Raw genomic sequence first — 24,569 nt, 5'->3', positions numbered from 1 at the left:
ATATATAGTGCGCCTCCTAAAAAGGCGGTTGCGTGTAAATTCTCTCCTTTTCGAATTTATTTGTTTTATACTTTATCTAATTTTCATCTTCACTACTGTAATACTATTAACAATATACTACAACTGATTTTCCGGTAGTATTCCAATGCGAACACAACCAATTATACAAAAATTCGCTAAAATCGTTTCAAAATTCACTTTAGAAATACTTGCTGTTGAGGTGTTTTTATTGAATAAACAACACCAAAAATCCGTTTCATATCGGATATTTCTTATAACGTATTGGCGTGGATACAACTGCTACATATTTCTTTCTCAACAAGAAATTGTATAGCCGGAAAATACTCTGGACTATACAACAAAAAAGGTGGGTCTCCTCATCTCCCACAAAGATTAAACCTTTATCTTAGTGTATTATTCATTAGCTATTTCAAATAAAAACCCTTAAAAGCGCCATAATTGAACAGCTTTATTCGCAAGTTCATTTGACCGCTTTTCCACTTGCGGAAATTTAAACTCGGATAAAGCAATAACTTTTTTAGTTAATTGAATATTCGACTTTTGGTACTCCTTGACCTTGTCTTCGAAAGGATTATTGGAGGCTACAATATTTAGTGATTTGGCTAGGAGCGTGAGATTACCGATTCTGTTTACATATTCCTTATGTGCTTCCTTAGCGCCGCTTCCTAAGTACTTTTCCCAATCTCCAAACTCTTCTTTTGACTTTTTAGTTGTTATTTTTTGTGGAATAATATGTTCTAAATGAAGTTCATCTCCAGAACTTAAAATATATTCCCCTTGGTCGTTAATTAAATCGTATTCAAACCTTTCAAGAGCGTATTTCGCCCTGTTTTCGTTCCCTTTAAAGCTATATTTTGAGAACTTATCTCTAAATTCATTATCGGTTGGTAAGTATTTAGAAAGTTTTTCTTTAACGCTTCTTACAATATCTTCGTTTTCCACATTCACTAAATTAGAAAAGATAGCATCAAGTTCAGCTGTCCGATATTCACACACATGTCTTCTAAGCATAAATGTTTCAATTGTTTTTAGAATTTCCACTTTTTTTGTTTCTTCAACATTTCTTTGGAATAAGTCTAATAAAAAGATATAAGAAGGAAATGATTTGATTTTGGTCAAGTTCTTTAGGTGTTTGTTTATGACATGATTCGAAAATGACTGATTTCGTATATGTCCATACATCTTGGAAGCGTCACGAAGATACCGAGCAAAGTCGACAATGGAAATCTTGTTGTTCACCTCTACTTCCCACGCCCGCTCTTCTTCCAATTCAATAGATTGGTCTTCCAAATCATCCTCTGGTTCCACGGTAAATCGTTCATATTGACTAAATTCATTTAGATTTTCAGCCTCTACCACAGACTTAAAGTAATAATTTTTAAATTCCTCAATGATGTTTGACCCCGTTATTTTTCTTCTTAATATGCTCGAAAGATATTGTCTAAAGAAATCATCTGTTTTAATTCCATCAAGGTTAATAATTAATTCCGTCCAATAGCCCTTCACTTTTTCCAAAATTTCATCGCTTATTAGCGAGGAATGTCCAAGGAGAAAGTTTTTAATGATATCCGTCGGGCTAAGACTGAGGCCTCGATTGTTGATAGTTTCAAATAGTTTATAGGCATCTTTGGCATTTGTAACATCCAACCGAATCGTATATGTATTACTTACCAATTTATAATGGAACTCCAATAATTCCGTTAAAGCAAAATTTTTAAACTTATCCATAAAGAAACCATACGCTTCAAGGAATTTCTTATTCTTTATAGAATCTAAATCTTCATTATTCATTAACTTTTCATAGTCTGGATTGTCTAAATCACCTAATATAACTTTGCGCTTTAACGCTCGGTCAATCCCTTTACAGAATAGCAAAGCTTCAATTTCTTTATGTACTTCTTCTTGTTGTAACTCTTTAAATTTATCCGATAGAGCCTTTAACAATATAGTCAATGTTGTTGTCCTTTGCTGTCCATCAACAAGTTCTAACGTATTATTCCAATAGAATAATTAGTAGCAAGACAAAGAATAGTTCCTAATAGGTGAGAGTCCCGCTGGCTTAACAACTTAATATCATGAAACAAATCCGCCCATTGTTTTTCTCCCCAAGAATACCGTCTTTGATAGGCGGGGATAACAAATTGCTCATTACTACTACCCAGTAATTGATTGATACTTAAAGTGGTTGGAGTGATTTTCATTTTCTTTATCCCTTCATTAATTAATCTTGATTTTCATTTATCCTGTTATACCAATTCACTAATTAATAATGTTTTATGGATAATGAAACTCTTCTTGCAATTCCTTCTTTTAGAATTTGATTTATAATAATTTCTGATACTCACACCGCTTTAGTGCGCGTTAAATTATCAGGCTACTTATAATGAGAGGAGTAAAAACAAGACTCTTTCCCTTTGTTCATTGTAAATCTCGTTATTACTTATCGCTAAATTTTCTTCATGGAAAAAATATCTGTTTTAAAATCCTAAATGTTCTCAAATTTCAACAAACATAAATTCGTAATCCACTAGTTTCCACCCTGCACCTAAATCCCTTGGGTGTCTTAGCTTTTTCCCCTTATCGTCCTCAAAACATTTAATCTTGTTTCTATAACCGAGCAACAAATTTTCCACTTCCCTCTTTCGTATTACATACTTATCCTTATCCCTAGTCCAAGCTACTATTATGAGATCTGCGTCATAAAAAGCCTCTCTTAAATAATCATCATTTATTGATTCGTGTAATTCATCTCTTTGGTTAAGAAATTTAGGGTCTGTTACCCTGTATGCAAATAAATTAACAATTGTGATTGCGCCATAACCATTATCGACCAAAAAATTAGTGACGTTCATCACTGTTCTATCTGTTTTTAACATATCAGCCTTGCTAGGATTAAGCATTACTACTGTGGCATTCGGCTTGTCACTATCCCAAATCCTTGTTAATTTATATCTGTATTTATCATCATCAGATAATACCGCTGCGGACTTTATTGTTCTTTCTATTTCTTTAACCATTTATCTTCCTCCCTTTTAAATTGCATCTACATTCTACTATAAAAGAACTATGTTTAACTACCATGTATATCTATATGTGGAATACACAATAGAAGTACGTGTTGTAAGCTCTCATTAGATCATTTGTCAATTTGAGTGCGACACTTCGTCGATAAATGCTTCGTGTGGCGTACTGCTTAGGCACTGCACTTGCGTGGCCGGTTGTGGAGCAGCTGAAGAGCCCGGCCCAGCTTGTCATCCGTCACCTTGTTAAAATCGGTGCCTTTTGGAAAAAACTCACGAAGCAGACCGTTGGTATTTTCGTTGCTTCCACGCCGTCAGGGAGAATATGGATCCGCAAAATAAAAAGTAATGTTTGTATATTTCTCCAACACTGCGTAACAGCTGAATTTTTTCCGCAGTCCGTCGTTGCCGTCTTGAAAACCTTCTTTGGCATACGGCTGTATAAAGTCCGAATTGAAGGCTTTTTCATTTTTTCTTAGTTAGCTATTGAGGAAAAATATTAAGTAATAATATAATGGAGTTTGTTTCTATAATTACGAAATGAGGTTAAAAATTGGATTTTAAAAATACCACCGAATTATTTATGCATGCTTTTATGTACGAATTAGAAAAAAATTTAAAAAGTAATTCAGAATTATTAAAAGCGATCAATTTTCATGCTGATGAAGCAAATGTGGATGCAGAGCTAAAAGGCTTTCTAAAAAAGTTTATAAAGGAGAAGTTTAATAGGTTACCTGATGATAAGAAAGAATACCAATTAAGTATTGTATCAAAAAAAAGTAAGGAAAGTCAAAAACAAACTCATCCTTACAGTGATTTTTTTAATCTGTACGTAAAGAAAGTTTATCTTCCTTCCGAACTTACAGATGAATTAAAAGAAATTGTCAGAAAAGAGAAAAAGTTATTTGTTAATCCTGATTTGTTACTAGAAATTAGAGAGGAAGGAACAGAGAGTGTTGCTTTTATCCCAATTGAGCTAAAATCAACAAAGAAGGATAGCATTCGTGGATCAAGTATTCAACAAGTTACCCCTAGCGAATGGGTATTGTTTGTAAAACATACAGACTCAACAGTTAACATCACTGCAGGACAATATGTAAATTCGATCACTGAGGCCGTGCACTTTCCGGATAGAAGTCCAAGACCTGATGTCTCATTTAAGACTTTAATAGACCATAATGAAAAAAATAGGCTAGAGGAAGAAAAGGAGCTTATTTATTCAAACGATGTCAATTCATTAGAGGAAAGACATAAGCTATTAGGCGACTGGCAAGGCCTCTTAGTTGAGCGATGGTTGGAGGTTATCAATCGGGATAATATTAGAAAAAACGAAGCATGGTTTAACAACTCAATAAGACGATATACAATAGATTTTCTTACAATGTATGAGCAGTTATCTGATACTGAGAAAACAGACTTAAAGAAAAAAATAAAAGATACAATTAGCCTCTATAAAAAAAGCGATATTCAAGACATTGAATGATGAAATTTTTCATCATAGCTAAAAAGCCATCTCATGTAGATGGCCCATTTTGCTATCATTTTATTTCCGGTAGCTCCTCCTAAGCTAATCAGTTTCCGTATCAAATTTCTCAACTTTTCCTTTGGATAAGAAATTATATAGAATTAATTTTTTATCTCCTTACGCACCTTCCGCTTTACACCCTCTTTGTCGATTCACCAACTGCTCGGTGCTGCTTATACAGATCTTAATCTTGTTGTTTGTTCATTAAATAGCAATCCTATTAACCCAAAAAGTCTACTTACATCGTTTTACAACTTACTTGAGAAGTCGATTCTTTCCAGAATCCGTTTCCATAATTTAACTCATGTGTATGCCAGCCTTATGCTACAGCAAGGGGAAAATATTAAGTTAATTTCGGAGCGGTTGGGTCATAGCAGTGTGAAAATCAGATCGGATACTTATTCGCATATCTTGCCTAACATACAGCAAGAGGCATCTAACCGTCTTGCAAATAAATTATTCAACGGTTAATTTCTTGTCCTTGTGACCAAATATATGACCAATGAAGCGGAGCGAATATAAGAGAACAAAATAAAAAACCTTATATATCAAGGATTTACGGCTTTGAACATTGATGATTCCTACCGGGTTCAAACCGGCGACCTCTACTTTGTGAAGGTAACAATCTCCTAGATTAATATAAGAATTAAAAAACAAAAAAATCTTATGTTGCTTACTGTCTTTTTTCAAGGATTTTTATTTCCTGTTTTTAAATAACCTTAAGTGATTATACCACCTTTTCAATAGTCTAAATTATTTTAAACATTGTAATAACGAAATAAATCGTTTAATTGTATGCCGTAAATCTCTTGATAGTTAGTTTTTCTCATTCCATATAAAATTTCAAGCATCTCTTTTCTATCTTCCTTTTCACCATAATGAATTTTCCTATGACATGTAGGACATAAACTATAGATATTTAGGTAATGATCCACGGACTTCTCGAAGTTAAAATACTGCTCCATAGGTATTAAGTGGTGTTTCTCCATAAACTGTTTGCCACCGCTAAGATTAAATGTCCTATGATCACTATCCATTTCGCATAGAAAATCAGCGAGCTTAATAGCCAAGTCTCCTTCTTTCCGATTTCTTGGCGGATGCAATGAACCCGACCTTACTTGCAGTCTATTTAAACGATCCGGAGGAACCGTCTCTTCGTGTTTAATTTCATTGTTTTCGTTACTTGAACCGCTAATACTTTCTTGATATCTATCCTCTAAATCGCTAGTTAAAATAGAGTTTACCCATTCATTATAAACTCTTACCAGACTCGTTAAATCTCCTTCCAAATCGCTATTTTGAATGTATTCCATATCGTATTCTTTACCTAAAATATTAGCGGCTTCATACTTAGCGGGTCTGGAGCTGTTGGTAAATATCTGTATCGAAGTTCTGGGGTCGTTGGGAAAAACCGTTTTATCAAAAGGTAAAGGCCTAAGGGAGAGAGGCGTGGTTTTAAAATCCAATAAAGGCAACCTTATCGTATTGGAGATTGGTCGCACCTTTTTCCTTAATAGAGCCAATACTACTTAGCTTAACAGTTTAATTATGAAAGTATCGATATAGTGAGGTTTTCATTTGGTTCCTTTAAGATTGAGTTTTTATTATTGGGAACAGATTGCTCAAATTTGTCCTCAAATCCCCCTTGCAAAACAATAAGAAAATACGGGGCGGAACAGTTGGACAAGGAATTCAACATAATTACTTAATAGAGACTATAATAAGAACTCTTCTCAGATAAAAAGGATAAATTTATACGTTTAAAAATCCCCCTCATCGGTTCAAAACCAATGAGGGATGACTCTTAGTATGGATAATGAATGGTCCCCGTTTCAACGGACTGTTTTAACGTAGCAAACATCCAATCTCAGCTATATTCTGAACCATCAGGGTATTCCTTCTCGACTTTTTTAATGTCTTCTTCCGACCAACCTTCTTCATGCAGAACACCAATTACTTGTTTAAAGGTCATTTCACAACCGTTTTTGACAGGATGAAATTCAATGGTAAGAGTGTCTAGGTTGTCACTAAACTGAAGCATTTTAAAGGTGAATACTAATTTAGCGGGTCGTACAACTTGTATGTATTCACTAACCGCTCGATAGCCTTTCCTCTCGCAAGAATCTAATATTTCTCATGTTCCACCGACATTTAGCTCACTATTGGCTATCTTGTTCGTCGACTCTATCGTAAACAACCATTTTTTCATCACTTCCGAAGTGGCCCATGCGTCAACTATAGACTCTACATAAAGTCCAAGTGTGCATTTCATGGGAAGTGTTGTTGTTGATGTTTCAACCATTACGATCATTCTTTACAAAATATTCGAATAAGAAAACTTCAAAATACCTATTTTACCTTTGCTCGATCCCATGCTCTTTTCTGCCTGGAATTTCAACTTTATCTGATAACTTAATTTTATTTTTATCAGAAGCAAATAAATAATCACTGAGTAGATGAGAAGGGATAGACTTATTCGCATTTTGAAAGATACGAGTATCGCCAAACACCAGAAAACTATGTTTCGCTCTAGAAACAGCTACATTAAGCATATTCACCCCATTGTCAAAAAAGTAACTTCCCTTGTGATTGACATCGTAAACCGGAGAAAATATACAAATATTTCTTTCGGCTCCTTGTAGTGCATGAACCGTTCCAACCGTAATTTTAGCTAGTTCTTTATTTTTTCTAATTAGATTTTTAAATACACTAGTTTGCTTAGTAAATGGGGTGATAATCCCAACAATTTCATCTATTGTTACCTTTTTGTTTTGCTCATGTGAATAATATTTCTCAAGAATTTCTTTGTTCTTTCTTATCCAAGAGATAATCTGCTCAGCCTCTAATTCATTAGAATTTCCATTTGTATTGCTATGTTTACCTTCAATATGCGCATATCCCATATGTGGTAAGATATAGGTATTATCTTCGAATTCTTTGGCTAGAGGGATTAAAAAACCATTGTAAGCTAGTTCATTACAGTAACTAATAATATCTTTTACACACCGACGATGCTCTCTCAAAAACATTCCCCTAGGTAATGATTCATCTACTCTAAACTTGGATGCCCGTTGAGCAATTTTCATCACCGAACCACCTGATGCTCCAAGACACGTCTTCTCAATGAAAGTAATAGCTTCCTCTTCATTGCTACCTAAACCAAACTTCAATATATTTTGTATATCAATAGTTAATGGTATATTCCAAATCGGAGGGATCTGTACAGTATCCCCAACAACGAGGCCCTTTTTTGCCAGCGCAAACGTAGCAGCAGCAATTTCGGGATTCACCTGGCCTCCCTCATCCACTATCAATAAATCTATAAAGTCATATAAATAATTGGTAGCCGTTATACCATACTTAAAGAATGAAGGTGTCATATGCATAGTGGAAACGAGACAAGGGGTTAATTTGGCAAAACGACGCCACTTTTTGATTTGATTTTCCTTGGAAAGTTCATGCAACGAGTTTGATTCCTTAACCAATTCCTTCTTCATCTCAAGGAGCCACTTACCTTCAAAGTAATGGGTTGCCAATTTAAATGCTAAATATCGTTCTTTTGTATCCATAGTCTCCAGAAACTTTTTGTCCGAAGAATTTTCTAAATACTCCTCTACCTGTTTGTTGATAGAATGAACTGATTTGGTTAACTTATCATGTAAATCATTTATTATCATCTCAATATCGTTGATACTTTCTTCCGTTTTAGAGTGATTGGATTCATGTATTTGAAGGAATATTTTATATTTTTCTATGTAGTACTTTTCTGCCCTATCCAGATATTCGCTATTTTCTACTGTACTCGGAAATCCATTAATGAAATTATCTCTATTTTGTGGATGATAGCATTGGAAATCTTCAATTCCTTCTTTTGATTCTCTAACAAGATATAATCCGTAACTGTCAATTTCAGGTAACCACCTACCCGCCAGTGCAGGATAATTGACTTCTACTACCTTACCGAAGCTGTCAATAACATTTGTAACTGCCTTGTTATTAGTAGAAGCTGCCAATATCACTGGAGGTTCTGTTTGATTATAGGCGGCAGATGTCCATAAAGTCGCTACGATACTTTGTAACATGGTTGTTTTCCCTGTACCGGGAGGACCATTTACGGCAAGAATCTCCCCTTCATTCATGGTTAGGAAATGATGAATAGCCTGTCTTTGTGATGATGATACAGGAAACTCATTACTCATCTGTCCAACGTGTTTAACAGTCATTTTTATGTCTTCAATCTCACTGAGCAAGTCTAATTCCTCGTTTTCTTCTAAACCTAGATAACAATTTAATAAAGGAGGTAAATTCTTTTTGTTCATTAAATCGTTATAAACACCCAATATATTTCGAGTCATTCCCTGGCTGAAATCAACAAGTCTTATATAGCAATTCTGGCCTTCCACTCCTCTAGTGTAAGTTGGATGAGAAAGTTCTGAAACCTTTTCTCCTGTTACCGCAACAGATAATTGATCAATGTAAGTCCATAAATCATCCCAACTTTTTATATTTGTACTAGAGGATGATTGGAATTTATCTATAGCTTCTACAGTTCCTATCACCTGATAATCTAGATTGATAGAATCGGATGAGTCAGCACTTAACCATTCTCTGGCCACCCATGGCTTATAGTGAGGATGAGGCGAAAGTTTGCCATCCTCATATAACAAGGAAGGAACCCAAAATGGAACCAACTCTTTGGGCGCTCCTTTAATATTTACTTCTTGCCCATATAAGACATTCCCATAACCCACAAATGGATTAATGATCAGTTCCACATAGTTAGTAATTTTTTTCCTTCGGGGATCCTCTGAGGATAGTTGTCTAGCTTTTCGAAAGATCTTCATGCAATTCTCAGAGGAAATGACCCCGCTTTTTAAAATTTCGTACTCTTCAAAGAGAGAAATGTGTATTTGAGATTCATTTGGACTGATTCGCTCAGCGTCAGCAATAGAACTTCTAAAATACTCAAGAACTTTTCTTTCATTACTTATAAATGTTTCAGATATCTCCCTATTGTTAATGGCAGCAGGAGCCTGCGGATTGGAAGTTGAATGATCCTTTTTATCATCTAGTTTCATACTTTCAATAACAAGCTGAGGAAGATTGTTAAAATCGTTAACTTTGCCCTTTACCAATATCGCATGGTCTTTTAAGGGTATCTGCTTATCCAGGTTCGTATAGTTCCATTTAACCGCATCTATTGTATGTTTCCCATATTGAAGAGTCATTTTAAGAAATTCTTTATTGTTTTTACCTTTCTTTACCTCCGTGCTTTCAATTGAAAAAAATTGGTTCACCATATCCCCTATTTGCAATTCCTTAATAGAGTTTATATCTTTCATTTTTTTCCTCCTAAGTAAAAATCAGATTGTTTTTTAAATCATCCGTAGACTTATGTAGAATGAGTGAAATATTAATTTATTAACTTGTATTTTTACATTCTTTGAATTTCTCCAGTTTTCCCCTTAAATATCCAAGTACACTAAAAGATTTATTAAGTTTTGTTTTTCTAAGAATTAAAATTTTGAAAAATGATTATCGTTTTGCTTCATTGTTTAATATATTATAATTCGATAGTAAACTACTTATACTATCTTGTTCAAAAAGTATTAACAATTCTTAAGAACTGGCTTATTTTAAATTCCAACCACAACTTAAATAATTTCCCCCTTGGCTAAATAATCTTATGATAATATTACTATAAAAGAATCAATGATTGTAAAAATATGTTTAAAATATGACTGATTCATGTAAAAAGTAACTAAGAACAAAGAATATATAGCTAGGATTTTGGTGAACAAAGTTGTTTTCCAATAGAAAGGAATACTATAATGCAATTATTATACTTATGGGTTGATTCCTATAAAAATATTAAGAAAAATGGTTTTTCTTTTTCAGAAAGTCATGATGTTTCAATTAACTTTGATGAAGAGTCTTCAATTTCGAAATTATTTATTACAGAAAAAAGAAATGCGCCACAACTCTTTGATCCCGTGATTAAGAGTATAACCGGAATTATAGGCAAAAATGGAAGTGGGAAAACAAATATTCTTGATATAATAGGTATGCATTTAAATCAAAGGCAAATAGATAAAAGTTCCAATTATTTTTTGCTATATAAGCAAACAACAACCAAGTATGTGATAGAAGGTAACAATATTGAACTTATTAGGCCATTTACAAATGGCTTAATTGATAGTTTATTTATTCATAATCCATACAGTATCATAGTGCGTTATGATAAGGAAAAGTGCACTTTTAATTACATAGACTTCTTGCAAGAAGAACGGAAGTCAATCAATAGTTTTACTGTTTTATCAGCTAAACAAGAGGAGTATAATCTTAGATCAATGTTTCCTACCGATACCTCTTATCTGTTTCAAAGAATATCTCTTCAACCTTCAAGGATAGGATATTATGCAAAGTATAAAATGTTAGTCGATTTCAATTCTGATGATCCTGACATGAAGCATTTATTTCAAGCTAAGAATAGAATATATTTAAAGATAACTCAGAATTTTAAGTATTTTGAAGACAGAGAATACGATTTAACTTTAAAAATTTCTCAGGATCCATTGGTAAGACGACTTCAAAAATTTTTTAATAACCAAAACCAGAATGCGGAGTTACTGACCAATCAACAAAGAAAAATACGTTGGCTGCTGGCTTTAACAGAAAAATATATAAAATTCACCTGGCACTCCCTAGTTCGCCATATGAAAGATAACGGTGAGGAAAAAGAGATTTTACCTCTTTTAAGAGAAATAGAAAGTAAAGTTCAATCCACGGACAATCCATGGGGCTATTATAACGAGATTTTAAGGTGCTTGATGGAAAAACTTTGGGATAGTACTAATGAATATGCGGCTGGTCAGAATTTATTTTACTTTGCATATGATGAGTTAATTCTATTGCTTCTTGCATTACCTGAAGAGATTTTCATAAACGAAATCATCGAAATTCCAATAGGAAGTGAAGAACAAGAAGAAATTAAAAATCTATTACAGAAACTCGACAGTGAATATCTAAAAAACAACTCCCCGGACTTGTTGAACCGAATTTTGGACATAGAATTTTATCCTTTCAGTTCCGGGGAAGAAGCTTTTTTAAATCTATTTGCAACACTATACTATGGTATCACCCTGGATACTGGTTACGGAGGGAAGACTCTGCTGATTTTATTAGACGAACCAGATCAATTTATGCACCCTGAATGGTGCAGACAATTCATATGGGAATTTATAAAATTTCTTAAAAGAATTCCAAGCAGTTATGCTAAGTTTCAAGTTGTTTTTACTACCCATTCACCTTTTTTAATTTCTGATCTTCCAAGTTCAAACGTCATTACTCTTGAAAAAAACCAAGAAACAGGAGAATGCATTGTTTTACCAAAGCTTACAACTCAAACTTTCGCCAATAATATCCATACCTTATTAGCAGACAAGTTTTTTCTAGATTCTACGACTGGTGAATTCGCTCTACAAACGATAAATTACATAATACAGCAACTAAATAAATCTCGGCCCTTAGGAAGAAAACAAAAAAGAAAAATATACTCTTTAATAGAACTTATAGGTGAACCTATTATTAAACAACGGTTATTGGAGATGTACCGCACAAAGGTTCCTGATGATAAGGAATTACGTCTCAGAGAACTACTAGAGCAAAAGGCAAAAATACAGCTTGAAATTGATACATTAGAGGACGAAGATAGATGATTCCAATTATTAATCCAGATCTTGAAAGACTTTCTCAGGAACACTACAAAGCAGTACGTGAACAATTAGTTCTAGACGGGAATTTTTATAGAATAAATGGATGGTTTAGAAGACACGGCTCAAAAATAAGCTTAAAAACAGCCATAACAGCTCCCGTACCTTTACTCGAACAAATAGTAATCGATTACCGTAATGCCCCACCTAACGTTATTTTAAAAGACATGTACAATAATTCATTTTCAAAATCTAATAAATGGATAGGTTTAGAACGCTATACTTCTGCAGCGCTAGTGGAAAATTTAAAAATTAAAGTTTGTCCGTACTGCAACAGAAATTATATCAACAACGTTCCTACAGGTAAAAAAATAAAGCGCTCTTCCCAGTTAGACCACTTCTTTAATAAGGGTGATTATCCTTACTTAGCTATGTCGTTTTTTAATTTAATACCAGTTTGCCCCGCCTGTAACTTACTTAAGCTCCAACAAGACATTTCAGCATCTCCACATGATAACAGAATTAATTGGGATAAAGCAGTCAAGTTTAATTTTGGTATACATGCAGCAGATTTTTTAAAAGATGAAAATAATGTTTATGTTAAAGTGCAGGTGTCAAAAGAGCTGGAAGAAAACTTTAATGTTCTCAAACTTGATAAGCAGTATGAGATGCACAATGACCTTGTTCATGAATTACTGAGAAAGGGGATTATATACAGTCCCTCACAATTAGAAGATATTATGAAAAATTACGCTGGCTTATTCCACAATAGGGAAGAAATGTTACGTGCAATTTATGGAAACTATTTAGACAAGGAGAGTCTCGGAAAAAGGCCACTAAGTAAGTTAACTAAAGACATTGTAAGTAGGTTATATTTCAACTAGTAACTTTTCAAAGAAGAAATTTGCAAATTTTGTTGAAGAATGAAAAGAAAATTACGCAAAAGAATATCTAGCAGCTACCACACTAGTGGAGTTAATATAGTTTCATGGACACAGTTTAATTAAGTCTTTACAATTATTTTGAGAGGATGTGTCCGAATTGGAACGTAAACCTGCAGGCAAAACATATAACGATGACTTTAAGAAAACGATTGTGGACTTGTATCATTCCGGCAGCCTAGTTAAAGAATTAAGCAGCGAATATGGCGTATCCGACGTAACGATTTATAAATGGGTGAAAGACTTTATCCCTATTAGTGTAGAGAAAGAGACTCCGACACCAAAAGAGTTAGCCGAGATTCAGAAAGAAAACCTCCGGTTAAAACAGGAATTAGAAATCTAAAAAAAGCCATGGCCATATTCACGAAAAAGTAACGGAAGCAGAGTTCAACAATTTTATCGAGGAATACAAAGATCAATACCCTATCCGAAAAATGCGCAAAGTACTGGCCGTGCCAAGAAGCAGCTCCTATGATTCACTTGGAAAACAATGTCATAGCGTGAACTGGATAACCAGGAACTCACGAAGGAAACCCAACGGATTCACCTGGAAAGCAAGCCACGTTATGGCGCTCCAAGATTCACAAAACCTTATTAAACAGCGGGTTATGTTTAAGCCTGAAGGGTGTCCAACGCTTAATGAAAAAGGGAGGCATCCGTTCGATTACCAAGAAAAAATACCGTCCCTTCTCCTCTAAAGAAAAGGTTGTGCGACTAGATAATGTTTCAAAACGAGACTTCTCTACCTGCACGATCAATGATGAGAAATGGGTTGCGAATATTACGCGTATTCCTACGGTAAGAGGCGGCTAGTGCTACCTGACCTCTGTATTGGATCTGCTCTCGAAAAAACATTGGCTATTCTTTTTCCGTTCTATGATATCGGAATTGGTGATCGAAGCGCTCCAAAACGCCTGTTTTTCTCAAAAGCCCCAAAGGAGCTTAATTCTTCATACCGATCTTGGCTCACAATACACCAGCGGTGAGTTTACTCAGTGTGGCCAAAAATGCGGGATCAAGCAGGCTTTCAGCCAAAAAGGCTGCCCGTATGATAATGCCTGCATAGAATCGTTTCACGCTATATTAAAGAAAGAAAAAGTTTATCATACGCAATATACAGACTGCCCAGCTGTAAAGCTGGCCATGTTCCAGTTTATAGAAGGCTGGTATAACCGAAACAGAATCCATAGCAGATCGGCTATCGGACACCTCAAGCCGTTGAGGATCAAATTAGAAGAACAGCTTGAGACTTAACTTTTTCTTACGATTAGTCAATAGCTTTTTTATGTTTTCTTGAGTAGTTAAAAGGTTATCTTGATAAAAAACCGGAAGTGGCATTCTAATCCAATCTTTAGGCACAACAAATAATCCTAGCATATATCTATATTTTTTACTAGGTTCATGTAGATGTGATAAAATATACGCGAAAGTTAGTTATGATGGTGTGGCTAAACCATAATCATAATATTTATTGTGTGAAATAAGGTAGAAGAGGCACTTCAACAGCTTATTCACACAAGCAATGGATGCGACTTTATGACATTTGTTATAGGGTTGCGTTTTTAGTTTATCATAGTATTCAATAAGATGATTTTTCCCAAAACGACGCTGCTTAATCATATTCTGGATAATAATATAAAGTAGTTTTCGTAGGTGTTTATTTCCACGTTTATTGATTTTATCTTTGAAAAAGGTTTTACCCGATTGGAAACGTCGTATATCGATTCCAGCAAAAGCGTTCAGCTGTTTATGGTTATCAAATCGATGAATATCCCCAATTTCAGCCATAAGGCGTACTGCTGTATTCGGGCCAATTCCGGGAAAGCTAGCAATGATCCTATATTCAGTCCGCTTATTGGCTAACAAAACCATACTATCAATACACTGGTCCTTCTTTCGAAGGATTTCTTGATAACGCTCTGCATAGGAGCGCAGTTGTTCGCACAAAACGTCATGGGAGGACACGGCTGGATAAGAGTATTGTGCGGCTTCCAGTAGTTCTACCGCTTTCTTCTCGGCGGCCGAAATTGAAATGTTTTTATTTGTATTAGCACGGATTTTATTTGTGATCACGGTTTTGGAAAGTACCAGAACAAAATCCGGGTGGGGAAACAGCTGAGCAATGTTTAAAAAGAGCTCCGATTTCCTAGTAAAGATCTTCTCCAATTCAGGGAAAGTCAGCTGAATAACCTTATGCATCCGGCTGCGAAGAACAGACAATTCATCATCCAGTTCGCTATAGAATCTGGAGAGTGCCTTCAGTTGATTAAACAAATCATCCGATCTTTCCTTTTCCCGTCGAGAAACAGCGAAATGGGTGAGTGCCAACTGGTGAGCGTCACTTTTATCTGTTTTATGAATCCGCAAGGAATCGCACTGCATTTTCGCTTCTAATGGATTCAAAAGGCAGTATGTATACTGATTCTCTCGCATAAAGCGCTCTAATGGTCTTGAATATACTCCTGTAGCTTCAAAAACAATATGAGGCTGCTCTCCACTATTATCGACGAATCTATCGATTCTTTTCTGTAATTCTTCAAAATCGGGTCGTGAATGCCTGATCTCGCCTTCAAATATGCATTTTTTCTCTGCATTATAAATGACCATATAACTTTTGCCCATACTAACATCAAACGCAATAATGTGCTTCATAGAACTCCTCCTTATCTTGCCTTGAAGCCCTCATCATACACTTATCGATTCCCATTTCTTCTACACGATCTCGAAGGATCCAACATACTCAAACCAGATTCAGATAAGGTAAGTGAAGGAGGCCTGTTTTGTGTACGGATTCCAGATCCCAAAAGTTAACCGGCCTCCAGCTTCACTTCTACTATATAAGAAATAGCAGTACAGACCAATGCCTTGATCTGTACTGCTAATCTTAGTATGTTTTGTGTCCAAATTATTGACTCAAATCCAGTTCATTCGTGAAGATTTGGAATTAACAAACATCCGCTAATTCGCATACAAATATGTTGCTGTTCGAATATCTTTCCACAAGTTGTGATAGTCAACCCGCACAAGCTCTTCTTCCGATAATCGGTTCAGTGTTGCCTTACCCCCCTTAAGTTCTTGAGCCTTTTCATTATATGCTAAAGCAGCCTCATATTCATTTCTAAAACCACTCCAACGATACGTCACTCTATTATGTTTTAATTGGGCTGTCCACCCTTTTGATCGCTTAGGTTTAATAACCCACGAAAGCGAGAAACAGGACTTTTCTTTTTTCCACTCAATGTCCCTATTTGTTCCATAAAGAATTTTTCCATTAAATTCCGTTCTTCCTCTGTCAAGTAATTTAGAATGGCCTCTTCTCCTTTCACCTCTTTTACTCGCAAATTGTAGGCGTAAGCAGCTTGAACATCATTTTCAAAGCCCCGTTTCGTAAAGGATTTATTTTTGAACCTAAAATCATACATCCAACTTTGGTTTTTTTGATTAAAACGTACGTTTGTAAACCTGGTTTCCCCTTCTTTTTTCAAAGGATAATAGTCTAATTTTTGCTGTATATGACGACTAGAATTTTTGCTGTTTCTTCCACGTTTTCCTTTGGGTATTAAAACTTTTACTCCTTTATTTTTCGCATACCTTTTTTCTTCCTCCGTTAGTTGATTTAATTTTGCGTATTCACCTTTTATCTCAAGCGATTTCAGGTTGTAGGCATAAGCGGCTTCCACTTCCGTTTCGTACCCCTGTTGGCGGTAAGCGTTTCCTCTGAAGTATAAAGCATAACTCCATTTTCCTTTGGAAAAAGTAACCCCGGAAAAACGTGACTTCCCTACTTTTTTCGGGTGATGATACTTTCCATATGGTTTTTTTTTGAAATCAAGCTTTAGTTTGACCCATTCTTCTAGTGAACCTTTAACACCGTAACACTTCTCCGCAAATTCCATAAAGGTGTGGATATCACCGTCCTCTTTCCCATATTGAGAATGGTAGTCCTTGTGAATTGTTCTTAATAGCGGAATCCCTAGACCATAATGGTAGTGCAGTTCTAAACATTTTTCTTCTATCCTTAACAAATCTTTCTCTTGATACTCCGATATTTTTTCTAGTAAAGGGAGATCTGTGGAAATAAGTGTTTCCTGTAAAATAGAATTAAAATTTCGATTAAGGTGGTGTACCTCGGTGTTGTTTTTTTTGCCAGACAGCACACAACGCCATCCCCATGCGGCTCGACTATCTTTTTTCCATGGGTTTATTCGTTCCCTGAGGTATGTTGAAAGAGGAACTACTCCTCCTTTCCACAAATGACTGTCTTCCCTATATTTAATTTGATTTCGCTTCCCACAAACCCGACAAGCAGTTCTTATTGAATATAGGGTTCGATATGTGGTTTTTTGCCCTTCAACATTTTGATGTTCAAGGCATTTAAAAGGCAGCCACGTATCAGCGTTTTCATAATCTACCGAGCTAGCCAATAGCTCCAAACCGCACTCTTCAAACAGATTCTTTACAGAATCAAAGTTTTTTCGGAATTTGTCCACCACTTCTTTTCGTTGCATGGGATAAGAAACACCATACATTGCCTCGTGGACTTCTTTTCGTTTAAGGGAAGCGCAATTTCCGCACGCATCTTTCTCAATGTATTGACGGGATTTATTATAATGGCTGTATGGAGGATAACAGTAGGTTATAACTCCTTTTTCATTGCAGTAATCGCATTGCACTTTTATTTTCTGGTTTGATTGTATTGGTAAATCACTGATAGTCACAAGAATTTGTTCATTTTTCTTCCACTCATATCCTTTGGAAACAAAATATTTTTTTGTGTTGTTTTGACAATTGATCCAAACTTTTTCTTCCGCCAACATGATAATATTTCACCCCTTAGCATTATTATTAAAAAATTCAGTCGCTCCACCCGGCGCAAAACCAGATGGAGCTACTTGTAGTCAGTGAGATTTCGTTTAAAGTATTGAGATTTAGCGTTAAGATTCTTTATTCAATTACTGTTTTTCTTAAATTTAATTTTGAGAAGCAATTATTAAGAAATATACAAACTTCATAAGGTATCGGGACAAACCTTCCCTCTCCATAACGCGTACCATTTTTATCTAATACATTATCAGACGACCTAACAACGCATTCCTTCTGTATAATTAAATAATTCATACTGGTCTGTACACACCAAAAATATATTTCGCCTTCTGATTCCTTTCGTTGACTGACTCCCCAGAAAGCATACCCTTTAACTTGAGCGTCAAGTGCAGTAAATTCAGACTTTTGTAAAGCATGATAATAATGAGCTGTTTCTTCTTGCAATGTTGCCCCTCCTATGAAAACTTATGTTCTGTTTACAGCATAACCAAATGTATGTTTGTTTATTCAACTAGAACATATATTTCAAAAAAGAAACATTAATTATAAAAGATGACAAATTACCATTACCTTGCCCTACTTGAACGGTAAATTGTTACTCTTATCTCAGCAAATAGAAATATGCTTTCTAGCTAGTAAGCTTAGACAAAAACTTATGCATTATTTTTTCTAAGTATCCTCACATTCATCGTGGAGAGCAAGCATCTAATCAGGGAGTACAACATGGCCTAATAAACATTCTTAACATGAGTAGAATTTTTTTGTTCCCAAAAAGCTTTTTACGTCATTTGTTCTTCATTTCCAAGGTCTATTTCCCCACTTATCACCTTGTCTAGATGCCACCACCATTCCTGGTCAGATTGTTTCGATTTCCTGAAATCATGAACTAGCTCAAGGTGTTTTAAAATTCCCACAGCTTTTTCACGGATCTTGTGGTCACATTCATCAAGTTCTTTTTTTTCTTGTTTCGTTAAATGATCGTAGACCTCGTTAAATTCACTGCGAATGTGCAGGCATTCAATCGTTTCTAATGGATCTTGGAAATCTTCAATATCCTTAATTAATTTCCGAATCTCATACAGGTATAACATATCCGCACCTCATTTCAGAATGAATGTTCTATTTATGCGATAAGTAATCCCCGTTAATCTTTTTAAATATACATTTTTCGATAGTTTTTATAATAAAAAACAATCCTATTGGGAACACAACTGACCCAACAGAGGCTTTTTAGCTTACAATTCGCACGCTCCCTTCTCCTATAAAGGTTACGCTAGATTTGACACCACAGAGCTTGAGCCTCTATGCTCTATACCATTTGAAAGAGAGGAATATATTAAACAGACATCATTACCAATGGGAATGGGAACGAATCGAAAATCGGTCAAAAGCAGGGACAGTAAGTAAGGAACTCAGATTTTTAGCTAATTACGGGGAATTCATCGGAGCAGATCAAAAACTTATAGATACATGTATATTATTCGCTTGTTAACGGTATTTCGCTTTTATTATTGACTAAATGTTTTAAATAAGAATGGTCGTGAGTCTACTCAAAATAATTAAAAAATTGTTACACCATCAGCATAAAACCGTCCCAAGTCTGGAATATCCTGAAGTTTAAAACAAATTATAAGACATGCTTTTTTGAATTTGAGTGGAAACAAAACGCTTTGTATAAAGAAGGGAGGATGTATAAAAGGTAAGACATACTGTAAAGCTATATTTAAGTAGATTTATTGTTAGAAACAGTAAGAGAAGGGCAAATTTTATATGTACAATATGCCCTTATTTTTTGCCGTGTTCACTTTTTCTTCAGCGAACGCTCGAAAAACAACTTCGCATTCTCGTAGAGAGCAGCTTCTTCATCTCTGCGTCTTTCGTGGCTCAAGTTAGCCAAAGTGTGTCTCTCCCTTTTACTCGTTATGAAAAGCAGTCTATCCAAAAAAATATTTTCGTATAACAACGTTTTTAAAAATAGAAAAGTTATAGGTTAAATACGTAGACGTATATTTCGAAGAAGAAGGTAGAAACAGTTCAACACACGATGATGATTTCCCCAAAAAAGTCCTTATATTATTCGACAGAAGTATGTATGCGTGGCCAGTCCCAGCGATGACCCGATAAATGAGACGAATAGAGATTAATTTAAACTCGAATAAGAGAAAAAATCAACAAAAGGAGGTCGGAACAACACTATTTCCACCCTTTTTTCCACAATCTAAAACCACCTTAAGGTGGTTTTTTACGGCTTCTAAACATACCGATAAAACAATAACTTTATTATCACCCCTCAAAAAATAGGCCTTTTATTATTGAAAAACATTAGATTTACGTATATATAAAACCAAGTTTGGAAATACCATCCGGTAACACCATCATAAGGAGGTGCAAAGGGTGTATGAAAACCTCGTATCCACACTTCAATCTAAGAAGCTTCGACTCACCGAAACAGATTGCGTTGAAAACATTCACAGTAAGTTAAAAGTTACTATTGAGTGTTTAACCTGCCATGTTTTTTTCAACGCCCGTGTGGATCACTTGTTGAAAGGGACGGGATGCGCTCATTGTGCGGGAAACGCTAAGCTTACCGCGGAAGAAGTTTATCAAAAATTTCAGGGAAGAGGTGTCTTTCTCGACCCCGCAACCTATGTGAACAGCTATAAAAAATCATCTTGGCGATGTCGCTATGGCCATCAATGGGATGCGACTCCAAAATCAATACAAATGGGGAGAAATTGCCCACTGTGCGCCGGGAATCAAAAGCTCAACTATGGCTCTGTGAAAGCTGAGATTGAAGCGGAAGGCAACGTACTATTGTCCACTGAATATGTCAATGCACGAACACCCTTAACCATTCAATGTATAAATGGACATTTGTATAACATGGCATACCACAATTATAAGAAAGGAAGTAGATGTAAAATGTGTCACAACAACAGTAGGAAACATGGGATTGAGAAAATGAGGAACCTTGCCAGGGAACGAGGTGGGCAGTGTCTTTCCGAACACTATGTTAACACCAAAACAAAATTAAAGTGGATGTGCCGGGATGGTCACATTTTTGATTCTAGACCTATGGATGTACTAAGAGGGAAATGGTGTCCGGTAGATATTGGAGTAAAACTTAAAAAAGGAAAAGATAAATAGAATGAAAAAAACCCGTTTAAAGCATACAAAAGAAAGTATAAAGAAAGCGTTATGGGATTTATATCAAGATGAATATATACTAATCTCCTTTTATTCCGGTAGCAATTTTATTGTCCGCCACCAGTGCGATCATGAATACCCAACCTGTTATGATACTTTAATTCGAAAAAGATGCAAATGTAAAATTTGTTCCAACTTACAAAAAAAAACGTCAGTGCAGTTCCAACAAGAACTCGATGAACTTTTTCCTGGTATGTACCGTGTTATCGGAGAATACCAAAGTTCGAGAAAGCCTCTTTTGATGGAATGGACCGTTTGTAAGCATCAACATTCTTCTCTACCAATTACGATATTAAAGGGCGCTAAATGTCCGCAATGTTCGAATAAAGATAAAAAAGACACAGCGAGGTTTATCCAAGAAGTTCAGGAACTGGAAGGGGATGGATACAGGGTCATCGGTGAATATGTAAATACCCATATTCCTGTGATGTTGAGGCATAACACTTGCGAAACCGAGTTTCCAGCGCTTCGAAAAGAGTTTATAAAAGGAAAACGCTGCCCTATGTGTTCTAAAAAAAAAGCTAAACGAACGAGATGGAACACGGATACTTTTACAAAAAAAATACAGCAGCTTGTGGGAAATGAATACATCATTCAATCCCCCTATGTTGATAGTAAAACCCACATCGATTTTTTACATGTGGAATGTGGAAGAAGATCACCGATCATTCCAAGCAAGTTTTTGAAAGGTAATCGATGTCGATATTGTTTCGGTAGTTTACGCATTGACCATGAATGGTTTCTCCAAAAAGTTAAGAGTCTGGCTGGAAACGAATACCATGTGCTTTCGAACTATCAGAGTATGCATACACCTGTCCAAATGAAGCATGTAGTGTGTGGTCATCACTATACTGTAAAACCCAATAATTTTATCCGTATGAATACCCGATGCCCAGAATGTGCCGGTAATCAAAAAAAGACTACCGAGGAGTTTAAGAAAGAAGTCTATAATTTAGTCGGTGAAGAATACAAGGTTCTAGGCGAATACCTGAACACAGACATTCCGATTGAGATCAAACACCATCCCTGTGGAAGGATATATCCTATCACCCCGGCGAACTTTTTACGAGGCCGACGTTGTGCTCAGTGCCAAGGAAAAGCAGCCAAAACAACCGAAATGTTTCGAAATGAAGTTTTTGATTTAGTTGGAGAAGAATACGTTGTTTTAGGTAATTATGTGGATGCCGACACTCATATTAAAATTCAGCATATGGCGTGTGGATATCCGTACGATGTTGTTCCCTATTCTTTTTTATCCGGGGCTAGATGTCCCGCATGCAAAGAGTTCAAAGGTCAAAGAAGGATAGTCAATCATATAAAAACCAGAAACTTTCCATATGAAGTCGAGTTCAAAATCCCAGGCGCTCTTCGCCTGGATGTCGCGGTATTTGATCCAAAACATTCCGGTAAACTTCTTGTGGCATTTGAATTCCAAGGTGAACAACATTATAAGCCCATTTCTTATTTTGGAGGGCGTGAAAAATTCCAAAGACAAATCCGAAGCGACCAAAAAAAACGAAAATATTGTATGGAGAATGGAATTTATTTAATTATAATTCCCCATTGGAATTATGACCAAATTGAAAAAATCATTGATAAGCATCTATAAAACGATAAATTCACTTAAATAGAGAAATTATTAAGATTGCAACCTTTCCTTAATTCTTATTGGAGGAGAAATTTTGTGGAAAAGAAAATAAGTTTTACACCATGCCTTTTATAAAATTTGACCAAGTCATCCCTGAATTTATTCGATAAGCAAGATTATCAAACAATTTCTAACAAATACTTGAAACAGACAGAGAAAATTAAAATTAATACAAGAAATTTAAAAATTCAACCAGCCACTCACGTTAACGGAGTGGCTGCATACATTTTCTTTAATTATGTTTAGAATGATCAAGTGAATGGATGTAAAATAAATCCCCTTTTCTCACAACGTAATTTTAACCTATTCTTCATAGCTAAATATAATAATATGCTCTCCAAATTTACTATATCGAAATCTTTTGTTCACACCTGCGTCATTTTCCTCTATTTCAAACTCTTTGAAAAATCAGCTTGATTATTTCTTTTTCTAAACTTTATGAAAACACTCTCTGTATTAATTACAGTATATTCTTTCCCCTTAATCGTCCTTTTTGATAATCCTTAAATCTATATGTAAGTATTTTCTCGTCTTTATGTTCATCAAAAATGGTCCCATCAATTAAAAAATTCCCAAAAAATATATTATTCCGATATGGAAACTCAGAAAATTCCTTAATGAAAAATAAGTGGAATCCTTCATGATTAATTTGGAACAATGTAGCATTTTCAAATTTACAAATTTCAATTTTTTTATTTTCCAACTTATTATAAACTGGCTTCCAATAGTTATCTAACTCTTTTATAAATGGGTTTTCATTATGTTCCTTTAATTTACTAAAAACATAATGTGTATTATGGTAAAATGGTTCTTTCAAAATATCATTCACACCATTTCTGATCGATGATTGATTTAAGGCAGTGCTAAAGCGTTTTTATCCAACTTTTAATCAACTCAATATTTGAAGGTTTTTTTTGTATATAATCATTCCAACCAATAATTTTTGTTGGGTTTTTAAGTTTCTTACCTAGCAGCTCATTAACCTCTACGTAATACCCTTCAACTTTAGACAGCGTTTTCTCCTCTTTAACTCTAGTTGTCTTCTGAAGAGTAATGGTCTTGTAGTCATAGATATTAAAGCATTGATTTAAAAATACCTCAGAGGTTGTAGCACCATTTAATAAGATAATTTCATAATTATTAGTTAATACTTGTTGTCTTAATAAATCCAAATCACTTTTTCCTGTTATAGCTTTTCTTTGGTGTTCCTTTAACTTTCCCCATGTGTCCTTAGTAGCCCACTGACTTATATCCAAATGACAAGCACTACCATTGAGATAGCTGGCTCCAGATATATCATTTATTAATTTTTCCATGGGATTGAACCACGGTTTATAATACAATGGATTTTTTTAATCTTTCTAACCCCTGTAGTATAATAACGTTCAAAATACCTTTCACAATAATCCAATATTTGTTTTATATGTTCGGCTGTAATCTCGGAATAACTATCTATACCTAAAGTTTTTAATGTATGAAAACGATTATTATCCCTTACTGGTTCAAACTCTGCCCAACTCGGATTTAAACTAACAGAAGCTACTTTGGCACTTCGAAATCGTCCAAATGCAATAATTGGAGTGCTGCCATTTACTACTGTACAATTTTCTGGTGGCTCTTGACGTAATCGTTCCGCTAATGTTTGTTCTAACAAAATATCACCTCATTATT

At 35.1% G+C, this 24,569-nt stretch carries 19 protein-coding genes and 3 pseudogenes; 7 read left to right on the top strand and 15 right to left on the bottom strand.

The annotated features are described in order from the left end of the window. Nucleotides 1-444: 444 nt before the first annotated feature. From RRU94_RS15890 to RRU94_RS15875, 5 genes and pseudogenes are all read right to left on the bottom strand, one after another. A complete protein-coding gene (locus RRU94_RS15890; RefSeq protein WP_315695994.1) occupies nt 445-1,032 on the bottom strand; it encodes an HNH endonuclease family protein in 588 nt (195 codons plus the stop codon). 546 nt (nt 1,033-1,578) lie between these two features. Continuing rightward, nucleotides 1,579-2,007, bottom strand: a pseudogene (locus RRU94_RS15885) (DUF262 domain-containing protein); the annotation flags it as partial. Then, on the bottom strand, nt 2,007-2,222 hold the full coding sequence (locus tag RRU94_RS25720; protein WP_410493031.1) for a GmrSD restriction endonuclease domain-containing protein: 216 nt from the start codon (nt 2,220-2,222) through the stop codon (nt 2,007-2,009). The pseudogene RRU94_RS15885 and the gene RRU94_RS25720, both read right to left, overlap by 1 nt. 294 nt (nt 2,223-2,516) lie before the next feature. Continuing rightward, nucleotides 2,517-3,038 carry a DUF1643 domain-containing protein gene (locus RRU94_RS15880; RefSeq protein ID WP_315695626.1) on the bottom strand — a complete coding sequence of 174 codons (522 nt, stop codon included), beginning with the start codon at nt 3,036-3,038 and terminating at the stop codon, nt 2,517-2,519. Between the two features lie 176 nt (nt 3,039-3,214). After that, nucleotides 3,215-3,385 (bottom strand): annotated as a pseudogene (locus RRU94_RS15875) (transposase); the annotation flags it as partial. 209 nt (nt 3,386-3,594) lie between these two features. Between RRU94_RS15875 and RRU94_RS15870 the strand changes: the two are divergent. Together RRU94_RS15870 and RRU94_RS25715 are read left to right on the top strand one after the other, a co-directional pair. Beyond that, on the top strand, nt 3,595-4,524 hold the full coding sequence (locus RRU94_RS15870; protein WP_315695624.1) for a hypothetical protein: 930 nt from the start codon (nt 3,595-3,597) through the stop codon (nt 4,522-4,524). Nucleotides 4,525-4,710: 186 nt separating this feature from the next. Then, complete coding sequence (locus RRU94_RS25715; RefSeq protein ID WP_410493030.1) at nt 4,711-5,037, top strand: tyrosine-type recombinase/integrase; 327 nt, start codon at nt 4,711-4,713, stop codon at nt 5,035-5,037. A gap of 287 nt (nt 5,038-5,324) precedes the next feature. Here the strand turns inward: RRU94_RS25715 and RRU94_RS15865 are convergent, their stop codons facing one another. The 3 genes from RRU94_RS15865 to RRU94_RS15855 all read right to left on the bottom strand — a co-directional run bounded on the left by RRU94_RS15865 (nt 5,325) and on the right by RRU94_RS15855 (nt 9,908). After that, a complete protein-coding gene (locus RRU94_RS15865) occupies nt 5,325-6,032 on the bottom strand; it encodes an MrcB family domain-containing protein (RefSeq protein ID WP_315695622.1) in 708 nt (235 codons plus the stop codon). A 401-nt stretch (nt 6,033-6,433) separates the two neighbouring features. Beyond that, nucleotides 6,434-6,697 carry an SRPBCC family protein gene (locus RRU94_RS15860; RefSeq protein ID WP_315695992.1) on the bottom strand — a complete coding sequence of 88 codons (264 nt, stop codon included), beginning with the start codon at nt 6,695-6,697 and terminating at the stop codon, nt 6,434-6,436. Between the two features lie 223 nt (nt 6,698-6,920). Next, nucleotides 6,921-9,908: an AAA domain-containing protein gene (locus RRU94_RS15855; protein ID WP_315695621.1), complete on the bottom strand. Its 2,988-nt coding sequence runs from the start codon at nt 9,906-9,908 to the stop codon at nt 6,921-6,923. A gap of 489 nt (nt 9,909-10,397) precedes the next feature. Between RRU94_RS15855 and RRU94_RS15850 the strand changes: the two genes are divergently transcribed. From RRU94_RS15850 to RRU94_RS15840, 3 genes and pseudogenes are all read left to right on the top strand, one after another. Beyond that, complete coding sequence (locus tag RRU94_RS15850) at nt 10,398-12,284, top strand: AAA family ATPase (protein ID WP_315695618.1); 1,887 nt, start codon at nt 10,398-10,400, stop codon at nt 12,282-12,284. Continuing rightward, a complete protein-coding gene (locus tag RRU94_RS15845; RefSeq protein WP_315695616.1) occupies nt 12,281-13,162 on the top strand; it encodes a hypothetical protein in 882 nt (293 codons plus the stop codon). The genes RRU94_RS15850 and RRU94_RS15845 overlap by 4 nt, the downstream gene beginning before the upstream one ends. A gap of 157 nt (nt 13,163-13,319) precedes the next feature. After that, nucleotides 13,320-14,466: pseudogene (locus RRU94_RS15840) on the top strand (IS3 family transposase). A 187-nt stretch (nt 14,467-14,653) separates the two neighbouring features. On the opposite strand, the gene RRU94_RS15835 reads toward RRU94_RS15840, so the two are convergent. From RRU94_RS15835 to RRU94_RS15820, 4 genes are all read right to left on the bottom strand, one after another. Next, nucleotides 14,654-15,871, bottom strand: coding sequence for an IS110 family RNA-guided transposase (locus RRU94_RS15835; RefSeq protein WP_315695614.1), 1,218 nt, complete (start codon nt 15,869-15,871; stop codon nt 14,654-14,656). A 503-nt stretch (nt 15,872-16,374) separates the two neighbouring features. Further along, nucleotides 16,375-18,036, bottom strand: coding sequence for a hypothetical protein (locus RRU94_RS15830; protein ID WP_315695613.1), 1,662 nt, complete (start codon nt 18,034-18,036; stop codon nt 16,375-16,377). A 127-nt stretch (nt 18,037-18,163) separates the two neighbouring features. After that, on the bottom strand, nt 18,164-18,487 hold the full coding sequence (locus RRU94_RS15825; protein ID WP_315695611.1) for a hypothetical protein: 324 nt from the start codon (nt 18,485-18,487) through the stop codon (nt 18,164-18,166). A gap of 335 nt (nt 18,488-18,822) precedes the next feature. Next, nucleotides 18,823-19,134 (bottom strand): hypothetical protein, encoded by a 312-nt coding sequence (locus RRU94_RS15820; protein ID WP_315695609.1) that lies wholly within the window; start codon nt 19,132-19,134, stop codon nt 18,823-18,825. Between the two features lie 1,303 nt (nt 19,135-20,437). On the opposite strand from RRU94_RS15820, the gene RRU94_RS15815 reads away from it, so the two are divergent. After that, entirely contained in the window at nt 20,438-21,190 is a 753-nt protein-coding gene (locus RRU94_RS15815; RefSeq protein ID WP_315695606.1) for a zinc-ribbon domain-containing protein, read from the top strand. 1 nt (nt 21,191) lies between these two features. Then, the gene (locus RRU94_RS15810; RefSeq protein WP_315695604.1) at nt 21,192-22,859 is read left to right on the top strand and encodes a hypothetical protein; all 1,668 of its coding nucleotides are present in this window, start codon (nt 21,192-21,194) and stop codon (nt 22,857-22,859) included. A gap of 499 nt (nt 22,860-23,358) precedes the next feature. Here the strand turns inward: RRU94_RS15810 and RRU94_RS15805 are convergent, their stop codons facing one another. From RRU94_RS15805 to RRU94_RS15795, 3 genes are read right to left on the bottom strand one after another with little or no spacing between them, the layout of a single operon-like run. Further along, entirely contained in the window at nt 23,359-23,715 is a 357-nt protein-coding gene (locus RRU94_RS15805) for a hypothetical protein (protein ID WP_315695602.1), read from the bottom strand. A 46-nt stretch (nt 23,716-23,761) separates the two neighbouring features. Continuing rightward, nucleotides 23,762-24,214, bottom strand: coding sequence for a hypothetical protein (locus tag RRU94_RS15800; RefSeq protein ID WP_315695600.1), 453 nt, complete (start codon nt 24,212-24,214; stop codon nt 23,762-23,764). Then, the gene (locus RRU94_RS15795; protein WP_315695598.1) at nt 24,202-24,552 is read right to left on the bottom strand and encodes a hypothetical protein; all 351 of its coding nucleotides are present in this window, start codon (nt 24,550-24,552) and stop codon (nt 24,202-24,204) included. The genes RRU94_RS15800 and RRU94_RS15795 overlap by 13 nt, the downstream gene beginning before the upstream one ends. Nucleotides 24,553-24,569: the final 17 nt, after the last annotated feature.

Source organism: Domibacillus sp. DTU_2020_1001157_1_SI_ALB_TIR_016, assembly GCF_032341995.1.
In the GTDB taxonomy this organism is placed as follows: Bacteria; Bacillota; Bacilli; order Bacillales; family Domibacillaceae; genus Domibacillus; species Domibacillus indicus_A.
The sequence above is the reverse complement of the archived record's forward strand: the minus strand, read 5'-3'. Positions and strand labels throughout refer to the sequence as shown.

Bases quoted from the DNA above. Each gene is read 5' to 3' on its own strand.
- RRU94_RS15890 (WP_315695994.1), bottom strand. From the start codon at position 1,032: ATGCTTAGAAGACATGTGTGTGAATATCGGACAGCTGAACTTGATGCT.
- RRU94_RS25720 (WP_410493031.1), bottom strand. From the start codon at position 2,222: ATGAAAATCACTCCAACCACTTTAAGTATCAATCAATTACTGGGTAGT.
- RRU94_RS15880 (WP_315695626.1), bottom strand. From the start codon at position 3,038: ATGGTTAAAGAAATAGAAAGAACAATAAAGTCCGCAGCGGTATTATCT.
- RRU94_RS15855 (WP_315695621.1), bottom strand. From the start codon at position 9,908: ATGAAAGATATAAACTCTATTAAGGAATTGCAAATAGGGGATATGGTG.
- RRU94_RS15850 (WP_315695618.1), top strand. From the start codon at position 10,398: ATGCAATTATTATACTTATGGGTTGATTCCTATAAAAATATTAAGAAA.
- RRU94_RS15845 (WP_315695616.1), top strand. From the start codon at position 12,281: ATGATTCCAATTATTAATCCAGATCTTGAAAGACTTTCTCAGGAACAC.
- RRU94_RS15835 (WP_315695614.1), bottom strand. From the start codon at position 15,871: ATGAAGCACATTATTGCGTTTGATGTTAGTATGGGCAAAAGTTATATG.
- RRU94_RS15830 (WP_315695613.1), bottom strand. From the start codon at position 18,036: ATGTTGGCGGAAGAAAAAGTTTGGATCAATTGTCAAAACAACACAAAA.
- RRU94_RS15820 (WP_315695609.1), bottom strand. From the start codon at position 19,134: ATGTTATACCTGTATGAGATTCGGAAATTAATTAAGGATATTGAAGAT.
- RRU94_RS15810 (WP_315695604.1), top strand. From the start codon at position 21,192: ATGAAAAAAACCCGTTTAAAGCATACAAAAGAAAGTATAAAGAAAGCG.
- RRU94_RS15800 (WP_315695600.1), bottom strand. From the start codon at position 24,214: ATGGAAAAATTAATAAATGATATATCTGGAGCCAGCTATCTCAATGGT.